At 53.3% G+C, this 18,443-nt stretch carries 14 protein-coding genes, 1 tRNA gene and 1 pseudogene; 11 read left to right on the top strand and 5 right to left on the bottom strand.

The window, feature by feature from the left end; all coding sequences use genetic code 11:
- Positions 1-2: 2 nt before the first annotated feature.
- The gene (locus OAN307_RS11735; protein ID WP_015499962.1) at positions 3-983 is read left to right on the top strand and encodes a glucokinase; all 981 of its coding nucleotides are present in this window, start codon (positions 3-5) and stop codon (positions 981-983) included.
- Here the strand turns inward: OAN307_RS11735 and OAN307_RS11730 are convergent.
- The 3 genes from OAN307_RS11730 to guaB form a co-directional block, all read right to left on the bottom strand.
- Positions 980-3,313, bottom strand: a complete 2,334-nt coding sequence (locus OAN307_RS11730; protein WP_015499961.1) for an ATP-binding protein — start codon at positions 3,311-3,313, stop codon at positions 980-982. The genes OAN307_RS11735 and OAN307_RS11730 overlap by 4 nt on opposite strands.
- 144 nt (positions 3,314-3,457) lie before the next feature.
- A complete protein-coding gene (locus OAN307_RS11725) occupies positions 3,458-4,621 on the bottom strand; it encodes an RsmB/NOP family class I SAM-dependent RNA methyltransferase (RefSeq protein WP_044043608.1) in 1,164 nt (387 codons plus the stop codon).
- Positions 4,621-6,069 (bottom strand): IMP dehydrogenase, encoded by a 1,449-nt coding sequence (gene guaB, locus OAN307_RS11720; RefSeq protein ID WP_015499959.1) that lies wholly within the window; start codon positions 6,067-6,069, stop codon positions 4,621-4,623. Before guaB ends, OAN307_RS11725 begins: the two co-directional genes overlap by 1 nt.
- 198 nt (positions 6,070-6,267) lie before the next feature.
- Between guaB and OAN307_RS11715 the strand changes: the two genes are divergently transcribed.
- The 6 genes from OAN307_RS11715 (at position 6,268) to OAN307_RS11695 (ending at position 11,131) form a co-directional block, all read left to right on the top strand.
- On the top strand, positions 6,268-8,322 hold the full coding sequence (locus OAN307_RS11715) for an ASKHA domain-containing protein (RefSeq protein ID WP_044043606.1): 2,055 nt from the start codon (positions 6,268-6,270) through the stop codon (positions 8,320-8,322).
- A 263-nt stretch (positions 8,323-8,585) separates the two neighbouring features.
- Positions 8,586-8,777 carry a DUF924 family protein gene (locus OAN307_RS30000; RefSeq protein WP_245541034.1) on the top strand — a complete coding sequence of 64 codons (192 nt, stop codon included), beginning with the start codon at positions 8,586-8,588 and terminating at the stop codon, positions 8,775-8,777.
- 33 nt (positions 8,778-8,810) lie between these two features.
- On the top strand, positions 8,811-9,053 hold the full coding sequence (locus OAN307_RS29995) for a hypothetical protein (RefSeq protein ID WP_015499957.1): 243 nt from the start codon (positions 8,811-8,813) through the stop codon (positions 9,051-9,053).
- A gap of 166 nt (positions 9,054-9,219) precedes the next feature.
- Positions 9,220-9,293, top strand: a tRNA-Gly gene (locus OAN307_RS11705).
- A 199-nt stretch (positions 9,294-9,492) separates the two neighbouring features.
- Complete coding sequence (locus tag OAN307_RS11700) at positions 9,493-10,719, top strand: tyrosine-type recombinase/integrase (RefSeq protein WP_044043604.1); 1,227 nt, start codon at positions 9,493-9,495, stop codon at positions 10,717-10,719.
- A gap of 208 nt (positions 10,720-10,927) precedes the next feature.
- Positions 10,928-11,131 carry a helix-turn-helix transcriptional regulator gene (locus tag OAN307_RS11695; RefSeq protein WP_333783209.1) on the top strand — a complete coding sequence of 68 codons (204 nt, stop codon included), beginning with the start codon at positions 10,928-10,930 and terminating at the stop codon, positions 11,129-11,131.
- A 337-nt stretch (positions 11,132-11,468) separates the two neighbouring features.
- On the opposite strand, the gene OAN307_RS11690 is transcribed toward OAN307_RS11695, so the two are convergent.
- On the bottom strand, positions 11,469-13,046 hold the full coding sequence (locus tag OAN307_RS11690) for a hypothetical protein (protein ID WP_015499956.1): 1,578 nt from the start codon (positions 13,044-13,046) through the stop codon (positions 11,469-11,471).
- A 419-nt stretch (positions 13,047-13,465) separates the two neighbouring features.
- On the opposite strand from OAN307_RS11690, the gene OAN307_RS11685 reads away from it, so the two are divergent.
- From OAN307_RS11685 to OAN307_RS11675, 3 genes are all read left to right on the top strand, one after another.
- Complete coding sequence (locus OAN307_RS11685; protein ID WP_015499954.1) at positions 13,466-13,855, top strand: VOC family protein; 390 nt, start codon at positions 13,466-13,468, stop codon at positions 13,853-13,855.
- A gap of 461 nt (positions 13,856-14,316) precedes the next feature.
- Positions 14,317-15,225, top strand: coding sequence for a Tll0287-like domain-containing protein (locus tag OAN307_RS11680; protein WP_044043601.1), 909 nt, complete (start codon positions 14,317-14,319; stop codon positions 15,223-15,225).
- On the top strand, positions 15,222-16,673 hold the full coding sequence (locus OAN307_RS11675) for a mechanosensitive ion channel family protein (RefSeq protein WP_187292572.1): 1,452 nt from the start codon (positions 15,222-15,224) through the stop codon (positions 16,671-16,673). Before OAN307_RS11680 ends, OAN307_RS11675 begins: the two co-directional genes overlap by 4 nt.
- Positions 16,674-17,017: 344 nt before the next feature.
- On the opposite strand, the gene OAN307_RS11670 is transcribed toward OAN307_RS11675, so the two are convergent.
- Positions 17,018-17,317 (bottom strand): hypothetical protein, encoded by a 300-nt coding sequence (locus OAN307_RS11670; protein ID WP_144055561.1) that lies wholly within the window; start codon positions 17,315-17,317, stop codon positions 17,018-17,020.
- 95 nt (positions 17,318-17,412) lie between these two features.
- On the opposite strand from OAN307_RS11670, the pseudogene OAN307_RS11665 reads away from it, so the two are divergent.
- Positions 17,413-18,384, top strand: a pseudogene (locus OAN307_RS11665) (IS5 family transposase).
- The last annotated feature ends 59 nt before the right edge of the window (positions 18,385-18,443 follow it).

Below are 18,443 nucleotides of genomic sequence, written 5' to 3'. Positions count from 1 at the left end.
TCATGACCCATCCCGCTAACACCTTGTCGCTTGTGGCCGATATCGGTGGCACCAATACGCGCTGCGCTTTGGCCAATGGCCAAGACGTGCTTCCCGATACGATCCGGCGATATTCCAACGCAAAATACTCCGGCTTGGAAGCGGTCCTTAGGACATATTTGCAAGATGAGGGCGACGTTAATCTCGCCGCTGCCTGCGTTGCTGTGGCGGGCCCCGTGCGCGATGGCAAGGCGACGATGACAAATCTGGACTGGACGATTGACCGCGAGACGTTGATGCGTGCAACACAGACTGAAACCGTCGCGATCCTGAACGATCTGCAAGCGCAAGGTCACGCGATAGCCGATCTGGACGCGGCCTCTTTGCGCCCAATTATCAAAGGGCCCGACGGCGCACAGGGATCAAATGCCGTGCGCTTGGTGGTGGGTGTCGGAACCGGCTTTAATGCCGCCCCTGTGTTTGAAACTGCCTTGGGCCGCTTTGTGCCGCCGTCAGAGTCCGGCCATGCCAACCTGCCAATCCGAACCGAACAAGAACTGCGATTGTGTCAATTTGTGTCAACAACACATGGCTTCCCAGCCGTCGAAGACGTTCTTTCGGGACGCGGTCTAGAACGTGTTTATTCTTTTCTCGGGCAAGAAGATGGAACGATGCGCGCAGCATCGGCACAAGATATTATGGCCGCTTGTGCGCTCGGCGATGACGTACAGGCAACAAATGCCGCCACAATGTTCGCGGGCATTCTTGGCACGGTTTGCGGCAACTTGTCGTTGATCCAATTGCCATTTGGTGGCATTTATCTTGTTGGCGGCGTGGCGCGGGCGTTTGCGCCCTACTTGACGCAATTTGGGTTCGTCGACGCCTTTCGCGACAAGGGCCGCTTTGCAGGTTTCATGTCCAATTTTGCCGTGTCGGTGGTCGAGGACGATTACGCGGCCTTGCTTGGGTCTGCCTCTCACATTGAAAGCTTAAGGTCGGCTTAGTGGAGCTGGTTGTGCACTGTTTTTGTCAGCTCGTTTAGCGAAAACGGTTTGGGCAGGAAGACGGAATTCGGGATGCTCTTTTGCGCTTCCCCAAAGGCTTCCTCGGCGTAGCCCGACACGAAAACCACCTTAGTGTCGGGCCGCACTGCAAGCGCTTCGCGGACCCATGTGGGGCCGTCTTTGCCGGGCATGATGACGTCGGTCAAAAACAGGTCCACCACAAGATCGGGGTCGGCCAGCATTGTAAGTGCCGCCTCGGCGCAATCGGCCTCTAGGACCGTGAACCCGCGTAATCGCAAGGCGCGGGACGCAAAGGCACGAACCGGTGCTTCGTCTTCCACCAGAAGCACAACGCCGACGCCCGACGTCGGGACAGGCTGTTCAAACACGGCCGGCGTGGGGACAAATTCGACCGGAGCATCGTGGCTTGGGATCAAGATACTGAAGGTGGTTCCAACGCCAATTGTCGAGTCAACAAATATATAGCCACCGGTCTGCTTGATGATGCCGTATGCTGTCGACAGTCCCAAACCAGTGCCCTCTCCAGTCTTCTTGGTGGTCCAAAACGGTTCAAATATTTTTTCCCTCTTGTCTTCGGGAATGCCTGTGCCGGTGTCATGCACGCGTAGCTCTACATAACGACCAGGTGGAACCGTAACGCGATCGCGGCTCAATCCTTCGCCAAGAACCGTATTTTCAGTTTCAATCCGGATGTTGCCACCATCTGTCATCGCGTCGCGCGCATTTACGACAAGATTCATCAAGACTTGTTCCAGCTGTCTCTTATCCGCCCTGATCTGACTCAACCTCGGATTGTGATCCAACGTCAACGTGACCCGTTCCCCAACCAACCTATTCAACAAATGCGTGCTGTCAGACAACGTGTTGCGCAGATCAAGTACCTCCGGTTGCAGGTTTTGTTTGCGGGAATAGGCCAACAATTGCCCGACCAGCGCGGCCGCACGATTGGAGTTTTGGCGAATTTGCACCAAATCCGCGTAGTCACCATCTCCTTGATCGTGGCGCAACAAAAGCAAGTCGCAATGCCCTGAAATCGCAGTCAATAAGTTGTTAAAATCATGGGCGACGCCACCCGCAAGCTGTCCGATAGCCTGCATTTTTTGACTTTGGACGAACTGCATTTCAAGATTCTTGAATTCCGTGACGTCGTTAAGAACTGCAATCACATGCGGCGTTTCCGCATCACCGGCTGGGTTCAGCGAGACCTGGAGATATATTTCCTTACTGTCATGAATAACCTCAAGGAATTGTGGTGTCGAGGTGCCTTTGCCTTCGATTGTTTCGGCCACCCAATCGACCAACGGGCGACCCAACCCCTTGATCACATCACTCATACGGCTGCCCGCCGGAATGCGATTATCCAGCAGAACCCGAGCCTCATGATTTGCCGACATGATCTCGCCCGAGATAGAAACTTTCAAAAGTGGGACGGGCAACTCTTCAATAGCGTCCCAATCCGCACCACTCATCGCCTCATCCGACAGACTGTCGCCCGGCAAAAGATAAATCTCGCGTCGACCACCATGGCTCGGCACTTCGGCAACCAGACTGTCTATCTCACCTGCCTCGCAGAGCACTTTGTGGATTTGGCCCGATACGATAGGTAGATCAGAAAACACCCCACCAAGGTTTTTCGCACGCCCACCAAGCAACCGGCGAAACGCCTCATTCATATAAAGGACTGTGCCAGTAGGCCCTGCCGTCAACATCGGCAAGCTAAGCGCATCTGCGGCCCGCACGCCGCCACCGCGGTCGGTCAGGTCCTCAAGGCGCCACAAAAACATGGCGCCATCGATGGCATTCACCGAAAGGCGAACGTGGCCTTTACGCGTCACAATATCTTCGCGCGCACTGCCCAATGCCTGCGCTTTGCTTTGCAGCCGGAAAAGCACCGCCCCCGGGTTGGCGAAAAGTTCCGAAAATGCGCTGCTGAGCGTTTCCACCGCACGGTCGCGAAACCGATCGGTTGCCGCTTCATTGCGAAACGCAACCCGACCTTCCAAATCTGCCAGAAAGCAGGGCGACGCATCATTATCCAACAATGAAATAAGAACTTGCGTCGCGTAGGACGTCTTGCGAAATTGAATCGATTTATGAGCTACAACCAACATCGCAAACAAAACCACCGCAGATCCGAAGGCCAACAGGCCCAACCGTGCAGACGGCTGAGGTACAAAAAAGGCAGCAACAATCGCTACGACACCCGGGATCGCAATTAGAAAAACGGGAATTCGTTTTTCTAATTGCGATCCTGACAGGTGTGGCTGCGGGTCAGTTCCAAAATGTTTCTCGCTGATATGATCCCTCACGCCCGTCTCTTTTCAAGTTCGATTCGTTCACGACACTCAATCATCAAAAACTTAACCACGGCTTAAATTGCGGCACCCTTAAATTGCGGCACCAATAGATCACATTAGCGTAAACACATGAATGTGAAATGCAACCAAGGGTTGTCAGGCAGTCCGGCAAAGCTGCGCAATGAAAAATCCATCGCCGCCAGCGCAAGGACGACGCAGGGTCTTCGAAACCATTTTAAAATCGCCTTGCGTCTTAATAAAATCCTGAATTCTATCGATATTTTCGACATCAAAGACGGAGCATGTCGCGTAGGCCAGTGTCCCGTCGGACCCAACCAACGTCGCGGCTTGCGCCAAAACGTCGTCCTGAATTTGCGTCAATTCCAGCAGTCGTTCCGGTGTCAGGTCCCACTTCGCCGCAGGGGTTCTGCGCCACGTGCCGCTGCCCGAACACGGCGCATCCACCAGAACTACGTCAAACGGTACGAGCGTTGACAGTTGGTCCGTCGAAACGGTTTCAATCACTACGCCGGCGCGTTCAGCGCGCGGTGCAAGATCCACCATGCGGCGCGGATCAATGTCATGGGCCGTCACGTCTGCGCCAAGTGCTGCCATCGCAAGCGCCTTGCCACCACCACCCGCACACAAATCCAGCACGCGTTGTCCAGCGGTCAGACCAAGGCCGATCATAGCATGTTGTGACGACGCATCCTGAAGTTCAATCAAGCCTGCTAAATAAGCATCTGACTGCGCCACACGTCTTTCGTTTTCAGTGACTTGCAGCGCATTCTTAATGTCAGCCACAGGCACTGCTGTCACACCATCCTGTGCCAAGACATCAATCATTTCCATCGTATCTGTACGTGCAGCATTCACCCGTAAAAACACCCCAGCGCGGGTTTTGAGGATCTCCATGACACCGTCAGAATCATCGCCCAAGGCACTATCGAAATACGGCAACAACCATGCGGGCATGTCGTTTTTCGTCGCACGATCTGCGTCTTCAAGGGCGCGCGCATCTTCACCCTCTTCGACCACCCGCGGGGCATGGGCGATGCCACTAAACATCTCATCCACCTGCCCTGCGGCGCGCATCGCGCCGAGCATGACACCGCGTCCAGTTTCCGCACTCCCAAGCCAGCCGTAAGACGCGCGGCACCGCAGTGCCTGAAACACATGATCGCGAATGGCCGCACGGTCCTTGGACCCTGCAAAGCGATGTCGCCGCCCCCAACCCGTAAGCGATTTTTCAGGCGTCGCCCCATCAAAGATCATTTCGAGTATTTCAATGGCAGCGGCAACCCGCGCAGCAGGCGTCATCACATGGCCCGGTAGTTGGGCGACTCGCGGGTGATCTGCACGTCATGCACATGGCTTTCCCTTAGCCCCGCGCCGGTGATCTTCACAAATGTGCAATTGCTGCGCATGTCTTGCACAGTCGCGCAGCCAGTATAGCCCATCGCCGCGCGCAATCCGCCGACCATTTGATGCACCACGGCGGCCGCACTGCCCTTATAGGCAACTTGTCCCTCGATGCCTTCGGGCACTAGTTTGTCCGACGCTGCGTCTTTCTGGAAATATCGATCCGCAGACCCGCTTGCCATCGCACCAAGTGACCCCATACCACGATAGCTTTTAAAACTTCGGCCTTGATATAAAATAACTTCTCCTGGGGATTCGTCTGTTCCGGCGATCATTGATCCAACCATCGCGCAAGACGCACCTGCCGCGATTGCCTTGGCAAAATCACCGGAAAACTTGATGCCACCATCGGCAATAATCGGCACATCGCCTGCCGCATTCGCGCAATCCATAATCGCCGTCAACTGCGGCACGCCAACACCTGCGACCATGCGCGTGGTGCAGATTGACCCCGGTCCGATGCCGACCTTGACCGCATCGGCGCCCGCATCAATCAAGGCGCGTGTTGCATCACCAGTGGCGACGTTTCCGGCGATGATCTGCACGCCGCCACCCAATGCCCTGACCCGCTTAACAGCCTCAATCACACCCATAGAATGACCGTGTGCCGTGTCGATCACGACGATATCGACGCCGGCCGCAATCAGGGCTTCGGTGCGGGCAAAACCGCTGTCCCCCACGGACGTCGCTGCCGCCACGCGCAATCTACCCAGATCGTCTTTACACGCAGTCGGGTTCAGAACGGCCTGTTCGGTGTCTTTCAGGGTCAACAAGCCCGTCAGAACGCCGTTGCCATCCGTCACCAACAACTTTTCTAGCCGCTTGGACTTCATCATCGAAATCGCCTCATCGCGATCCGCGGGTTCGCGCATAATCGCGAGGTCATTGGACGTCATCATTGTCGACACAGGTTGATCATCAGACGTCGCAAACCGCATATCGCGGTTGGTCACAATGCCCATGACGCGGCCCTTTTCGTCCACAACTGGAAATCCGGTGAAATTATAACGCTCGATCAGGGCTTTGGCGTCGGCCAATGTCTGATCGGGGCGCAGCGTGACGGGGTTATAGACAATGCCGGATTCAAAGCGTTTCACACGACGCACTTCACGGGCCTGCTCATCGACGCTTAGGTTTTTGTGGATGACGCCCATGCCACCCGCTTGCGCCATCGCAATCGCCATGCGCGCTTCGGTGACTGTATCCATCGCAGAACTTAACAGCGGGATATTCAGACTGATCGCCTGCGTCACACGGGTACGGGTGTCTGCGGTGCTCGGCAGGACACTTGATGCCCCCGGAACCAGCAACACATCATCAAAAGTGAGGGCCTCACGAATCTCCATTGCGTCACTCCTTCGCGTATGGTGTCATTAGGCATGGTCCTCTCGCATGGATAGACGTGCAGGGAAAGGGTGATTTGCCTGCCCAGCCGCGCTCTACAAATCAACCTCATGACGTTCCTGAACAATAAGACGACGAATAGCGGCTGCATTGCAGATTGGACCCCGCTATTATCGACGAAAATCAAGAGGTCCCAGTACATGAGCACCGATCACGCAAAAGATCATATGGTCGTTTTTACCCCATCCGGAAAACGCGGCCATTTCGCCACAGGAACGCCGATCCTGACCGCTGCCCGCAAATTGGGGGTCGATCTGGATTCCGTTTGCGGCGGGCGCGGAATTTGCAGCAAATGCCAGATCCAACCGGGTTTTGGTGAATTTTCAAAACACGGGCTCACATCCAACGAAACCGCCCTGTCAGACTGGAATTCAGTCGAACAACGCTACAAAGATAAACGTGGGCTGCTGGATGGCCGTCGCCTTGGCTGTCAGGCAACTGTTCAGGGTGACATCGTGATCGACGTGCCGCCAGACTCCCAAGTCCACCGCCAAGTTGTACGCAAGGCGGCGTCAGCCCGCGCCATGGTCATGGATCCAGCCGTACGGACTTATTATGTCGAAGTTGCGGAACCGGACATGCACACGCCGACGGGTGACCTGGAACGTCTGGGCACCGCCCTGAAGGAACAGTGGGATATTAACGGCATCACCGCTGGGATGTCTGTGCTGCGCAAACTTCAGCCCGTGTTGCGCAAAGGCAAATGGACCTGCACCGTCACGCTGCACAAAGGCCACCAAGACAGCGTGCACCGTATCCTCGACATTGCGCCCGGCTTTAATGAAATGCGGCTTTACGGGCTGGCGATTGACCTCGGGTCCACCACCATTGCGGCCCACCTGACTGATCTGCGCACTGGAGAAGTTGCGGCGTCGTCTGGCATCATGAACCCTCAAATCCGGTTTGGCGAAGACCTGATGAGCCGCGTTAGCTATTCGATGATGAACCCCGGCGGTGATGTTGAGATGACCACGTCGGTGCGCATGGCCCTGAACGCGTTGACCGATACCCTTTCGGCCGAGGCTGAAATTCAACCCGCACAAATTATGGAAGCTGTGTTCGTATGTAATCCGGTGATGCACCACCTGTTGCTGGGCATTGATCCGGTCGAACTGGGCCAAGCGCCCTTTGCGCTGGCGACATCGAAATCCCTATCCTTGCATGCGGGCGATTTGGAGCTGTCTTGCATGAACCCCGCCGCGCGGATTTTTATTCTACCGTGCATCGCGGGCCATGTTGGGGCTGATGCCGCCGCAGTCGCCCTATCAGAAGCGCCTGATCAACAAGATGAACTTACCCTAATTGTGGACGTTGGCACCAACGCCGAACTTCTGCTCGGCAACAAAACCAAAGTCCTCGCCTGTTCGTCCCCCACAGGTCCCGCGTTTGAAGGCGCGCAGATCAGCAGTGGCCAACGCGCAGCCCCTGGCGCAATTGAACGGATCGAAATCAACACCACCACCAAAGAGCCGCGTTTTCAGGTCATTGGCTGTGGCTTCTGGTCGGATGAGGCAGCCTTTGATGCAGCGATCGCCACCACAGGCGTTACCGGCATCTGTGGCTCGGGTATCATCGAAGCCGTGGCCGAAATGCGTATGGCGGGATTGCTGGATTCCAAAGGTCTGATCGGATCGCCTGTGCAAACTGGGACCGCGCGCTGCATCCTCGAAGGGCGCACACATTCCTACGTCATCCATGACGGCACGGCGGACGGCGGGCCAATGATCACCGTCACCCAAACCGATATCCGTGCGATCCAACTGGCGAAGTCCGCACTTTATGCGGGCGCACGTCTGTTAATGGACGAAATGGGTACCGACACCGTGGAACGGGTGGTGCTGGCAGGCGCATTTGGCGCGCATATCTCACCCAAACACGCGATGGTGCTGGGTATGATCCCTGATGTCCCGCTCGATAAAGTGACGTCAGCGGGCAACGCCGCAGGTACCGGCGCACGCATAGCGCTCTGTTCTGTGACCGCGCGTGCTGCAATCGAAGTGACTGTGCGCAAGATCATCAAGGTTGAAACCGCGATTGAGCCGAAGTTCCAAGAACATTTTGTCAACGCCAATGCCATTCCACATGCGACGGACCCGTTCACGATCCTACGCTCCATCGCACCGCTTCCGGATGCCTTGTTCAACACCCAAGGCAGCGGCGATGGTGGTGGCCGCAGACGACGTCGCGCAAGTTAAGGCGCGCAAGCCAATTGGTTCGATCTTTGAGCGCTTTCTGACCGTGCTACCCTTGCCGCTCGCCCAAAATCCGGCATCGCCCTAGTCTTGCCTGATGGAATAGTTCGTATTTTTGGACCGTTAACATTGCTCGGGTCCGGATTTATTATGATGGAGCACACATTTAAACCGCAAGCGGTGCCTGACTTCTGGCTGCCGCAAACCGGCCACGAGACCCCGATAGAAACCCACGGCGCATTCTGGGACGAACGGATGCAAGGGGCATGGACGCCACAATCATCGAAAAGTTCGGCCCCCTGACCACTGCTGCTGCGCGCGGCGAATTGGATCACTGGGCGCAGACGCAGCGCGAACGATTGGCGCTTTTGATCGCGCTGGATCAATTTCCGCGCTCGCTTTGGCGCGACACGCCGAGTGCATTTGCGCAAGACATCAAGGCGACGCGCCTTGCGTAAGAAGGGATCTCGAACGGCCATTTTGCGGAATTAATGCCATGGGAACAAACGTTTTTCATCATCGCGATCACACACTGCGAAGGGCCAGATCACTGGGACAGGCTCAACGCGCAATGGGACGCGGTCGCAACGATAGAAGCCGCTATGCCCGACGCCTTGGCTGGTATGGGTGGCGCGCTTTGGGGACAACATGAACGGGTAATGGGGATCATTGCGATGGTCACTCGTCACCCCCCACCGCAACGCGGTTCTCGGTCGCCTGTCCACGCCCGCTGAGGACACCTACATCGCCACAGGTGATTTTCCGCATGTGCGCAAAGCTACGGACATCGCGAACACGACAGCCTAAGGTGCGCAGCCCGCCATGTCAGGCGTAGCTCAGCCGCGGCACGATGATTTCTACTTGTGAAATGACCGCAGTTTGCATATCCAAATATGTGTAGCGGGTATGGTGAAAAGGTATCACGAAAGCTTCCCAAGCTTCAGTTACGAGTTCGATTCTCGTTACCCGCTCCAAGACAGTCACACATAACTTCTCTTTTATGAACTAAACTGTTGTTTTAAAATAATAAAAAATTCAGGCACTTCTCATACATGAACATGGTAGACCTTCGTACAACATCGATTTGTTGTACCTATGGTGTACAGATCGATGGTTTTTAGCGTATGGTTCCCCTAATCCGCTTCGAATTCATCTAGCAGATGGGAACCTAAAATGCCGCTCACAGATACACAGATTAGAGCAATTCGCCCCACTGAGAAACGGGGTCGCATATCTGACGGCGGCGGATTGTTTCTTGAGGTGCTGCCGTCTGGAAGAAAAGTGTTCCGCTTGGCTTACCGCTTGGCGGGAAATCAACGGACAAAATTGATCGGTGACTATCCCGCCACGTCACTCGCGGATGCTCGTCTGAAAGCATCAGCGTTCAGACTGGATTTGAATAGCAGTGATCCGGAGATCGTGGAAGTTGCAACGCGACCACGGCAAACCGTTACGACGAAAAAGCGGCAAACGACGACGTGGAAGGAAGTTGCTGACGGCTATCTGATGATGCGCCAACAAAGCAATCCTGCGCCAAAAACTCTCCGTAAACTCAATTACCAGATTGGCGTGACTGTCGATGCTTTGGGCAATCCCCGCGTCGATGAGATCACAGCACAAGACATCTTGGATGTCGTAAATCCTATCGCGTCGTCTGGTCGCGTTGAGACTGCGCACGAAATTAGAGCTCGGTTCTCGCAGATTTTTCGCTACGCAGGAGCACGCGGATTGGTGACGCATGATCCTGCGGCCTTCACGATTGATGCGATGATAAAGCGACGGCGCGGTGAGTTTGCAGGCATCACTGATCCTGCAGCAGTGGGGAAGTTACTGCATGCAATTGAGAGTTACCGAGAGGCCAATCCCATCGTTGGCGCGGCTTTGATGCTTTCTGCTTATCTGTTTCCTCGGAACACAGAACTACGTGGCATGCGGTGGGATGAAATCGATTGGGATTCGTTACGATGGGAAGTGCCAGGTCAGCGCATGAAAATGAATCGTGACCATATCGTGCCCCTGCCATCACAAGCGATTGATCTGCTCCGCTTTCTTCAAAAGTATGATTTTGGCTCGGAACTGGTGTTACCGTCACCACGCGATCCAAAACGGATGGTATCGGATATGACGTTCAACGCCGCGCTGCGTCGCATGGGTTTCAAGTCTGACCGTCACGTGCATCACGGCTTTCGTACGACAGCCAGCACCAACCTCAATGAGATGGGATGGAACTACGATTGGATCGAACGCCAGCTCGCACACGTGCCAGCCAACAAGGTACGTTCAAGTTATAACAAGGCCCAATATTTAGATGGCCGAACCGAGATGATGCGGGCTTATGCGGATTGGCTGGACGCCCGCAGGCAGATTGCCACCGCAGATCACGTAGATATTTCATGCTAAGTCTTGAAATACAGTGACGCCCCTGGGCACCACTTAATATTTTAAGTACATGATTATAATATACTAATGTGGATTGGCCAAAATTGGCCCACCTTTTAGACCACCCAATCTTATGAGAAACAGTGCGTTGCTATGTTCAGCCTAGGCACAGCGCTTGCTGTTGGCTATCCTATTACGGCCTAGGTTTTCGTAACCCTGGGGCGTCGCGATGCTCTTCAATCTTGGAGAACTCGTGATGCGGATACTATCAAAAAAGCAGTTGAAGGAGTTGGTCTTGTACTCACCTCAACACATCGCACGTATGGAGAAGGCCGGGAAGTTCCCAAAGCGGATACAACTTGGCCCAAACCTAGTGGGATGGGCGGAAGATGAAGTGCTGAACTGGCTTCAGCCCCGGCTAGAACACAGATAGCCTCTTACGGTACTCCCACTTGGGAGTATGGAGATGGCCAGGTGTGCACAACTTGGCCATCTCTGCCCTTACACATGGCCGGTAACGACCCTAAAGTGCCGTCCATGGCCAGACTTTCTGCGCCAGCAACACGGTGTTTTTCAACAACATCGGCCCCAAGCGGATCTTGGTCACACCATCGGGCGCTGCAGCGCAGCTTTTCCAAATAGGCCGTTCTGGGAAAGTGCGATCAAGATAAACTCAAGCCGACAGTTCTTTGAAAAAAATCAGTGCGTCGAAACCGCTGCCTTCAGCTTACTGGTGGCTTCGAAAGGCACGCCCAAACAAGACCAAAGGATTAAGAAATATCAATTGTTATGGCTGTATTTTCGTTCATATCTTTTGACCACTCTGTCAGATCACCATCCATCACCACAGCAGTTGGAGTATTAAAACGTCGACGAAACTCGTTAAGCTCTGATTTAATGAAATTGGCAAAATCACCCTTAGATCTTTTGAACGCAAAGCTTTTTACAATGCGCGGATAACTAAAGTAGAAGTTGGTTATATCGTCATCATGACCTCTGGCTTTATGCTCAATTTGATATAGGGCACCCACACACCAGTTGTCGACCTGAGTGAAGGCGAAGCCAAGCAAGTGACTGAACTCCTCTAAATCATTCGAAAAATCGGCCTGCAATCGCAAAGAACCTGCTTTTGAAATGACGGATGCAAGGTACATATCTTTTGCACTCCGCTCAAAATCACAGAAACTGACCTCAATCGCTTTCGACTTTTCAGGTCCAAGTAGATCGATAATATGACATCCCACAACTGAAAATTCGTCCATCCATGGTGCTGCGTTCGTCGACCCGTCAGATAAGCCAGTAAACAGTTTTCCTTCTTCACTGTGCAGCTCAAAGGTGGTTTGCTCGGAACTCGACCACGACAGATATGTTAATAGACCAATTTTTTGATCAAGCTTTCCTTTTGATTCAAGATCCATTGAGAAATTTATTGTCTGAGCTTCGCCTTTGGGATGCGCGATGATGTCAAAGCAGCCAGCGTCTATTCTAAAGCGATACTCCTCATGATCAAAAGGAACCATTTTTGGCATCTTGAGTTCAGCAGAGATATCGAGTTCTGACAGATCGTTTGAAATTAACTTGAGAAGGACGGGCCTGCCTTCTGAAGAAACCTCCAATCGTCCTTCTCCAACCTGCGGTTTCGATACCGTCGTTTTAATTCCAAAGCGTTTATCAAGCATTGTAAAGTCTGTGACCGGTAGATCTTTGATCAAGCCAAGCTCATGAAGCACGATGTCTTTAACGGAAGCACTCGTTGGGATTGAGAATTTCGCATCGTGTGCAAATTCCCCATAGCCTACTGAACGTACCAAATTCAGCTTGTTAGCCGCATAGTTTCCGCCCCCTTGTTCCTTGATCCTCTCCAACATCCAGTCACTTGGGTGACCTTTAATTTGGTCTTCTGCGCTGAAGGATATTGTGAGAGTGACATCGTAGAGGGCCTTCGTCGGGCTTTCGACCGAAGCTTTGCGCCCACGCATCAGAAATTTTTCAATTTCATTACGCCAAATGTGTTTGCCATATAACGTAGGCGCTGCATTTCCGCTATCGTGATGAAAGAGGAAGACAAAACTTGGATTGGGCGATTTGGCAGATTTGAGTGCGTTACTTAACTTAACTCGTGTCGTAGGACGCAGGCTTTTAGTTGTCTTAATCTGAGCAAACGACTGTATAAGATGATCTTGTAAATCTGCGGGCAGAGACGGATCTGTTTGAGGTGTTATGTCAACAACATGATCCCAACCATGCTCATCATCTCCAGCCTTGTTTACAACCGCTTCAGTTGTTGCATCAGGATCTTGGCATAGAGTTGAGAACAGAGACTCCCCGTGGCGACCTTGTCTTGACACGCGCCTTCTCCTTAACCCGAAGTGAGATTTTCAACGTGCACAAAATTACACAACCTAACCAAGCTGCAGATTGTATAGATAAACCTACTAAAGCAAAGAACATTTCGCAACATACCTAAGCACTGCTTACCTTTCTTTGCGGCTTCCGATTGATTTTGCACCTGCAGCGAATGACCGCAATCCGCCCTTGGTGTTGGAATGTGCGCAACGCAGCATTTGTCACAAATGGCCTAAACTGTTCGACGTCGTTTCCGGCCCAGAGCCGCCGTCCAACGGTAGTCTTGAATGCTACGGTGCGGCCCGTCAGTGCTGACATTCGTGCATCTTGCAGCATTATGTCGGCTGGAACGTAGGTCTGCGGACATTGCGGACTTCGAACGCCTCTAACACCATCTGAAAAACTTACGAGGGAGCTTTAAGTGGAAAACGCGGATAGCACGCCGGAAGGCTATAATTCGATTACACCATATTTTTCCGTTGTCGACGCAGACCGGCTGATCTTATTTCTGACAGCCGCATTCGGTGCATGCGTAATCAGGGAAAGCAGATACGAAGACAACCGCATCCAGCATGCGCGCCTGCGAATAGGCAACTCTATCATCATGCTTAATGAAAGCTCGAACGACTACCCCGCCAATACGTCTCAGATGCACCTTTTCGTAAACGATACAGATGTAGCGTATGAACGCGCCCTGAAGCTGGCTGCTGTGTCTAAGATGGAGCCAAATGATCGACCACACGGCGACCGGATGGCTGGCATAAAAGACCCTTGTGGCAACATCTGGTGGATCGCCACACATCGTTCATAGAACAGGTAATTGCAGGTAAATATATCAGTAGGTTTGGGCTCGGTGCTGCCTTCCACGCTGCAGAGACAAACCCGGATCAGCGCCAGTTTGAATGTCGGCTCTGACCGATGAAGCATTCTTGGCTCGCACTTGCAGCGAAAGTCCGGCTTCCGCCCTTCGTGTCGAAATCTGCATGGCTCAGCAATCTGACCGCTTCTCTATTTCATCATTGTCGTGAACGGCCCAAAGCGGCCGTTTACCATGGATCACGCCGCGGCAGCGAAACCAGCGAAAGCGGGCAGTCGTGTAGTTTGCAGCATTTTTTACGACTTATCATCGATCAGCCGTGAAAGCACCGGCTCAGCAACCACAATTAGGCAGTTGTTTGTTTACTTTCGATTCATCGTCATGTCATCCATGTATTCACCCAATTTCTGCCACTTTATGGGGTTAGCAGCGTAGAAACGAATGCAGGAATAGTTATGAAAACCACAATGAACAGTATTTCGGGGCTTGTCCGCAGGGCGACTGTTCTCGTGTTTGCCGTCGCAATCATTGCGGGGTCAGCGACATTCTACTTGTTCTTTAATGCCGCGACCATGAAACATGTCGAAGACGAAGCGCGCACGCTTCTTAGTCTCGCCGTGGCTGCCCGCAACTATACAATTGACAACATCACGCCTCTTCTTGGTCAATTGCCCGATACCAACTTCAACCCTGAGCAGGTTCCGTCATTTGCTGCGCAAACGCTTTTTCGCAAGCTGATTTCGGACGGAAGCAACTACACCTACCGAGAGGCCGCGCTCAATCCAACAAACCCAGCGGATTTGGCGGATTCATTCGAAGCAGACCTGATTGCGGATTTCCGGCGCAATGACGATGTCTCTGAAATGCAGGGGATAAAGCGGGTCGAAGGCACGGACACATTCTATATTGCCCGCCCGATCACGATCACCAATCCAGCGTGTCTGGCATGTCATTCAACCGCAGATAAGGCCCCCGCAGCCATGGTTGCGCAGTATGGCATCGTGAATGGCTTTGGGTGGCAATTGGGTGAAACGATTGGCGTTCAAATTTTGACCGTCCCGGTTGAAGACGAATTTCAATCAATTTACGAACTGGTCGCGATCTTTTTTGTTATGCTCACTGCGCTCTTTGTTGTTGTGTCTTTGATGGTCACGTTGCCGTTGCAGCGCAATGTCATCCAACCGCTTCGCAAGCTGGCCGATATTGCAGATCGCTCAAGCCTTCGGGGCGACGATACCCCGTTACCAAAGCATGGCGCAGGAGAAATTCAGCAACTTTCGGCTGCGATCTCGCGGCTGCGATCAAGCCTCAAGGTGTCGATGGATAAATCGAACGAGCCCACCGATCAGGACGGGTCGCAGTGAGACGGCTCAGCATATCGCTCGTCATTCTTTCTTTGTTGGGATGGGGGGCGTTGGGGCTTGTTGGCACGTTTGACTTGTTCGTCAAGTTTCCGGAAATTCAACAGCTTTTGTATGGGGTTTGCCTGACGATCACGGCCATTGCGCTTGTCGTGTTTTTGTCCAATTTCTTCTTGAAAACGATTTTGACCGACGCATTTCAAGTCGTACCAAGCGGCTTGGTTACGGCAATCGTCTACAGTGTTTTAACCGTCGTCACATCGGTTACCTTGCTGAACCGTTTTGGCGTTGATGTGGCGGCCATACTGACCACCTCTGCGATTGTTGGTGCTGTGGTCGGGCTGTCGATGCAGTCAACGCTTGGCAGTATTATTGCAGGCATGTCAATGTCCGCCGAACCTTTGCTGAGAATTGGATCTGCTATTCGTTTTGAAAACCGGACAATCACAATCGAGCAAAAGACATGGCGGCATGTGGTTGGTCGTCGGTTGGACAATATCCGTGTCATTATTCCAAATTCAATGCTAGCGAATATGCCGATTTTGGTTTTACCAGAAGATGGTCCTACACGCTTTGATGTCTTTGTTCATCTGCCGCCCGATGTCCCCCCCCAGCGCGTTACCGATCTGTTATCAGAGGCATTCACTGACATGGAGCACCTTGACGCTACACGCGCGGTCATGGTCACGCCCATCGAAACACAACCCGAGCTTGATAGCATCCGCTACCGTATCCGGCTGTGGGCACGGATCTATTCGCAGGTCACTATCCTTGAAGGAGAAACCCTGCGGCGTGCGTGGTATGTTCTTGATCGCGCGGGCATTCGTCAGCCACGCCATAATCTTTACGACACATTGACATGGATTGGAGTAAGTGATGCGGCGCTTGAAAAATACATGCGCGACGTTGGCATCCTTGAACGCAAAGGTCAGGCCAAAAATAACATCAAGCAATACCGGTTTGCACCGGGCGAAGTCCTTCACTTCCCACTTTCGCAGCGCGGTCGGAACATGATCGTTGTGAGTGGGCAGGTGACAGAAGGTGCCACCCCCTATTTCAATCCGATTGAACATGGCCGAAGTGCGCGGCCTCATCTGCCTACCATGCATGTTCAGAAAATGTCGAAGGCGGCGATCGTGCGAAAGGTCGCGGATCGGCTCGCCATCGATACCGGCCCCATTGCAGAGAAACTCGTGCGTGACGCCATGAAATCATTTGTTGATCTTGACGCAACCTTGACCATTTTGGCGGAAAATATCCCTGATGCGGCCCGTCGAAAGGCATTTCTGGCGACAACACAATCGTGGATCACCGCACAAACAGTGCAAGATAAAAGACAAGTCGTATCCTTGGCACTGGACGCCGCAGGACGGGTTTGCCCGTCGCCCGAACTGCAGGCTGTATCAGAAGTGTTGGCCGTTACTTTCATAAGGCAAGACCCGACCCCATAAGTGCTGCAGTGATCGCGTGATTAGTCGCACTGGTCATTCATTCTAGCAACACTCGAACCAATCCACTCAAATTTGCTGCGGATGCCTCCCATGGCGCTTCTTAGGTCATGCGCCAGTGTTGCACCCAACTCAAAGACATTGGAATGCACAAATCAGGCCACGGTAGGGATTTTTCGCAAATGCAGCGAAGGGCCGCTTTCCGCCCTTCACGTCGACATGTGTATGGTGCAGCCATTCGGGAGTGCTTCCCTCGCTCATCACGGGCACTCACGGCCTAAACCTGCCGTTCGCGTTGCTCGCCAAAATAGTCCGATGCAAGCTTTAAAGCAGACCTTAAATCGAACTTAGGTTTGCTTCGCGGCCTTGTATTTTTGTTCAAGATGAGAATAGTAATCTATCCCCAAATGAATGCGCTGCGTCTCCATCGCAAACAATTCCAAATCTGAGAATACGCTCATGTGAACGTTTGCCGGGTATGGAGCTCCCTTCTTCTGCCATGACTCTTCAACAGTCCAGTCAGCGAACAGTTCAACTCCCGTCAGCAGAATGACAGGTGCTCTCATGCGCCCTTCGACCGATACCCACCCCCAACGAACAAGCTTCTCCAACAGCTGCTTTTCCGCTGCTGAGAAGATCTCCTTCAAAACCGACACGACCAAAACGGTTCCAGGGGGCTTTGTTGCACAAATAGTCTCGTATCAGGGATTCATGTTGTAAATCCAGCATGGTAGCTGGCGTCATGAGTAAACCTATCGCCCCGATTTACCGCACGAGGAACTGGCCTGAGTATAACAAGGCCCTGAAGCGACGCGGGTCACTGACCATTTGGTTTAACCCAGAGGTCACTTGGAAAGCTGCGCCTACCGTTGCCCGGCAGTGGTTTGTTTGCAAACCATGAGAGGGGGGCAAACGGGGCCGCCAGCCACGCTATAGCGATGCGGCGATCCAAGCCTGTCTCACGTTGAAAGTGCTGTTCGGAATGCCTTTGAGGCAGGCGACGGGCTTTGTGGAAAGCCTGTTGAAATTGATCGACCTTGACTGGGAGGTCCCAGACTTCAGCACGTTATGTCGGCGTCAGAAAAGGCTATCGGTTACCATCCCGTATCAGGGCTCAAAGGGCCCGCTAAACCTCCTTATCGACAGTACCGGCATCAAAGTTGAGGGCGAAGGTGAGTGGAACGCTCGCAAGCATGGCGGGCCGAAACGTCGGGTGTGGCGCAAGATACATATAGGGATTGATGAAGAAACGTTGGAGATACGCGCGGTCGAAGTGACGAGTAGCAGCATTGGAGACCCACCCATGTTGCCCAACCTTCTCGGTCAGATCACACCAGATCAGAAGATTGGCAGTGTCACAGCAGATGGGGCATATGACACCCGCAAATGCCATGATGCGATTGCGGCCCGCAATGCCCGTGCTGTCATCCCGCCACGCAAGAATGCCAAGCTATGGAAGCCGGATACGCTGGGGGCCAGAGCCCGAAACGAAGCGGTACAGTCCTCAAAGGATCTCGGCCGCGCTCAATGGCGTCGCTTGAGCGGATACCACCGCAGGAGTCGTGTTGAGACAAAGATGCATTGTTTGAAACTACTCGGGCAGCGCCTGGCCGCACGAGACTTTGACCGGCAAGTTGCGGAAGTCCAAATCCGTGCCGCGATACTCAACGGCTTCACCGCCCTTGGCATCCCAAACACCGTTACTGTAGGCTGAATCCGTCAGGGGTCAGGGGAAGCACGCCATAAGGGCGATTTGTGCAACAAAGCCCGTGG

The organism is Octadecabacter antarcticus 307, assembly GCF_000155675.2.
Lineage (GTDB): Bacteria > Pseudomonadota > Alphaproteobacteria > Rhodobacterales > Rhodobacteraceae > Octadecabacter > Octadecabacter antarcticus.
Note: the sequence above shows the minus strand (reverse complement) of the source record. Positions and strands in the feature narration are given on the sequence as shown.

What these genes read in the sequence shown, in the direction of transcription:
- OAN307_RS11725 (WP_044043608.1), bottom strand. Translation starts at nt 4,621, where the DNA reads ATGACGCCTGCTGCGCGGGTTGCCGCTGCCATTGAAATACTCGAAATG.
- OAN307_RS11735 (WP_015499962.1), top strand. Translation starts at nt 3, where the DNA reads ATGACCCATCCCGCTAACACCTTGTCGCTTGTGGCCGATATCGGTGGC.
- OAN307_RS11700 (WP_044043604.1), top strand. Translation starts at nt 9,493, where the DNA reads ATGCCGCTCACAGATACACAGATTAGAGCAATTCGCCCCACTGAGAAA.
- OAN307_RS30000 (WP_245541034.1), top strand. Translation starts at nt 8,586, where the DNA reads ATGGACGCCACAATCATCGAAAAGTTCGGCCCCCTGACCACTGCTGCT.
- OAN307_RS29995 (WP_015499957.1), top strand. Translation starts at nt 8,811, where the DNA reads ATGCCATGGGAACAAACGTTTTTCATCATCGCGATCACACACTGCGAA.
- OAN307_RS11715 (WP_044043606.1), top strand. Translation starts at nt 6,268, where the DNA reads ATGAGCACCGATCACGCAAAAGATCATATGGTCGTTTTTACCCCATCC.
- OAN307_RS11680 (WP_044043601.1), top strand. Translation starts at nt 14,317, where the DNA reads ATGAAAACCACAATGAACAGTATTTCGGGGCTTGTCCGCAGGGCGACT.
- OAN307_RS11695 (WP_333783209.1), top strand. Translation starts at nt 10,928, where the DNA reads ATGCTCTTCAATCTTGGAGAACTCGTGATGCGGATACTATCAAAAAAG.
- guaB (WP_015499959.1), bottom strand. Translation starts at nt 6,069, where the DNA reads ATGGAGATTCGTGAGGCCCTCACTTTTGATGATGTGTTGCTGGTTCCG.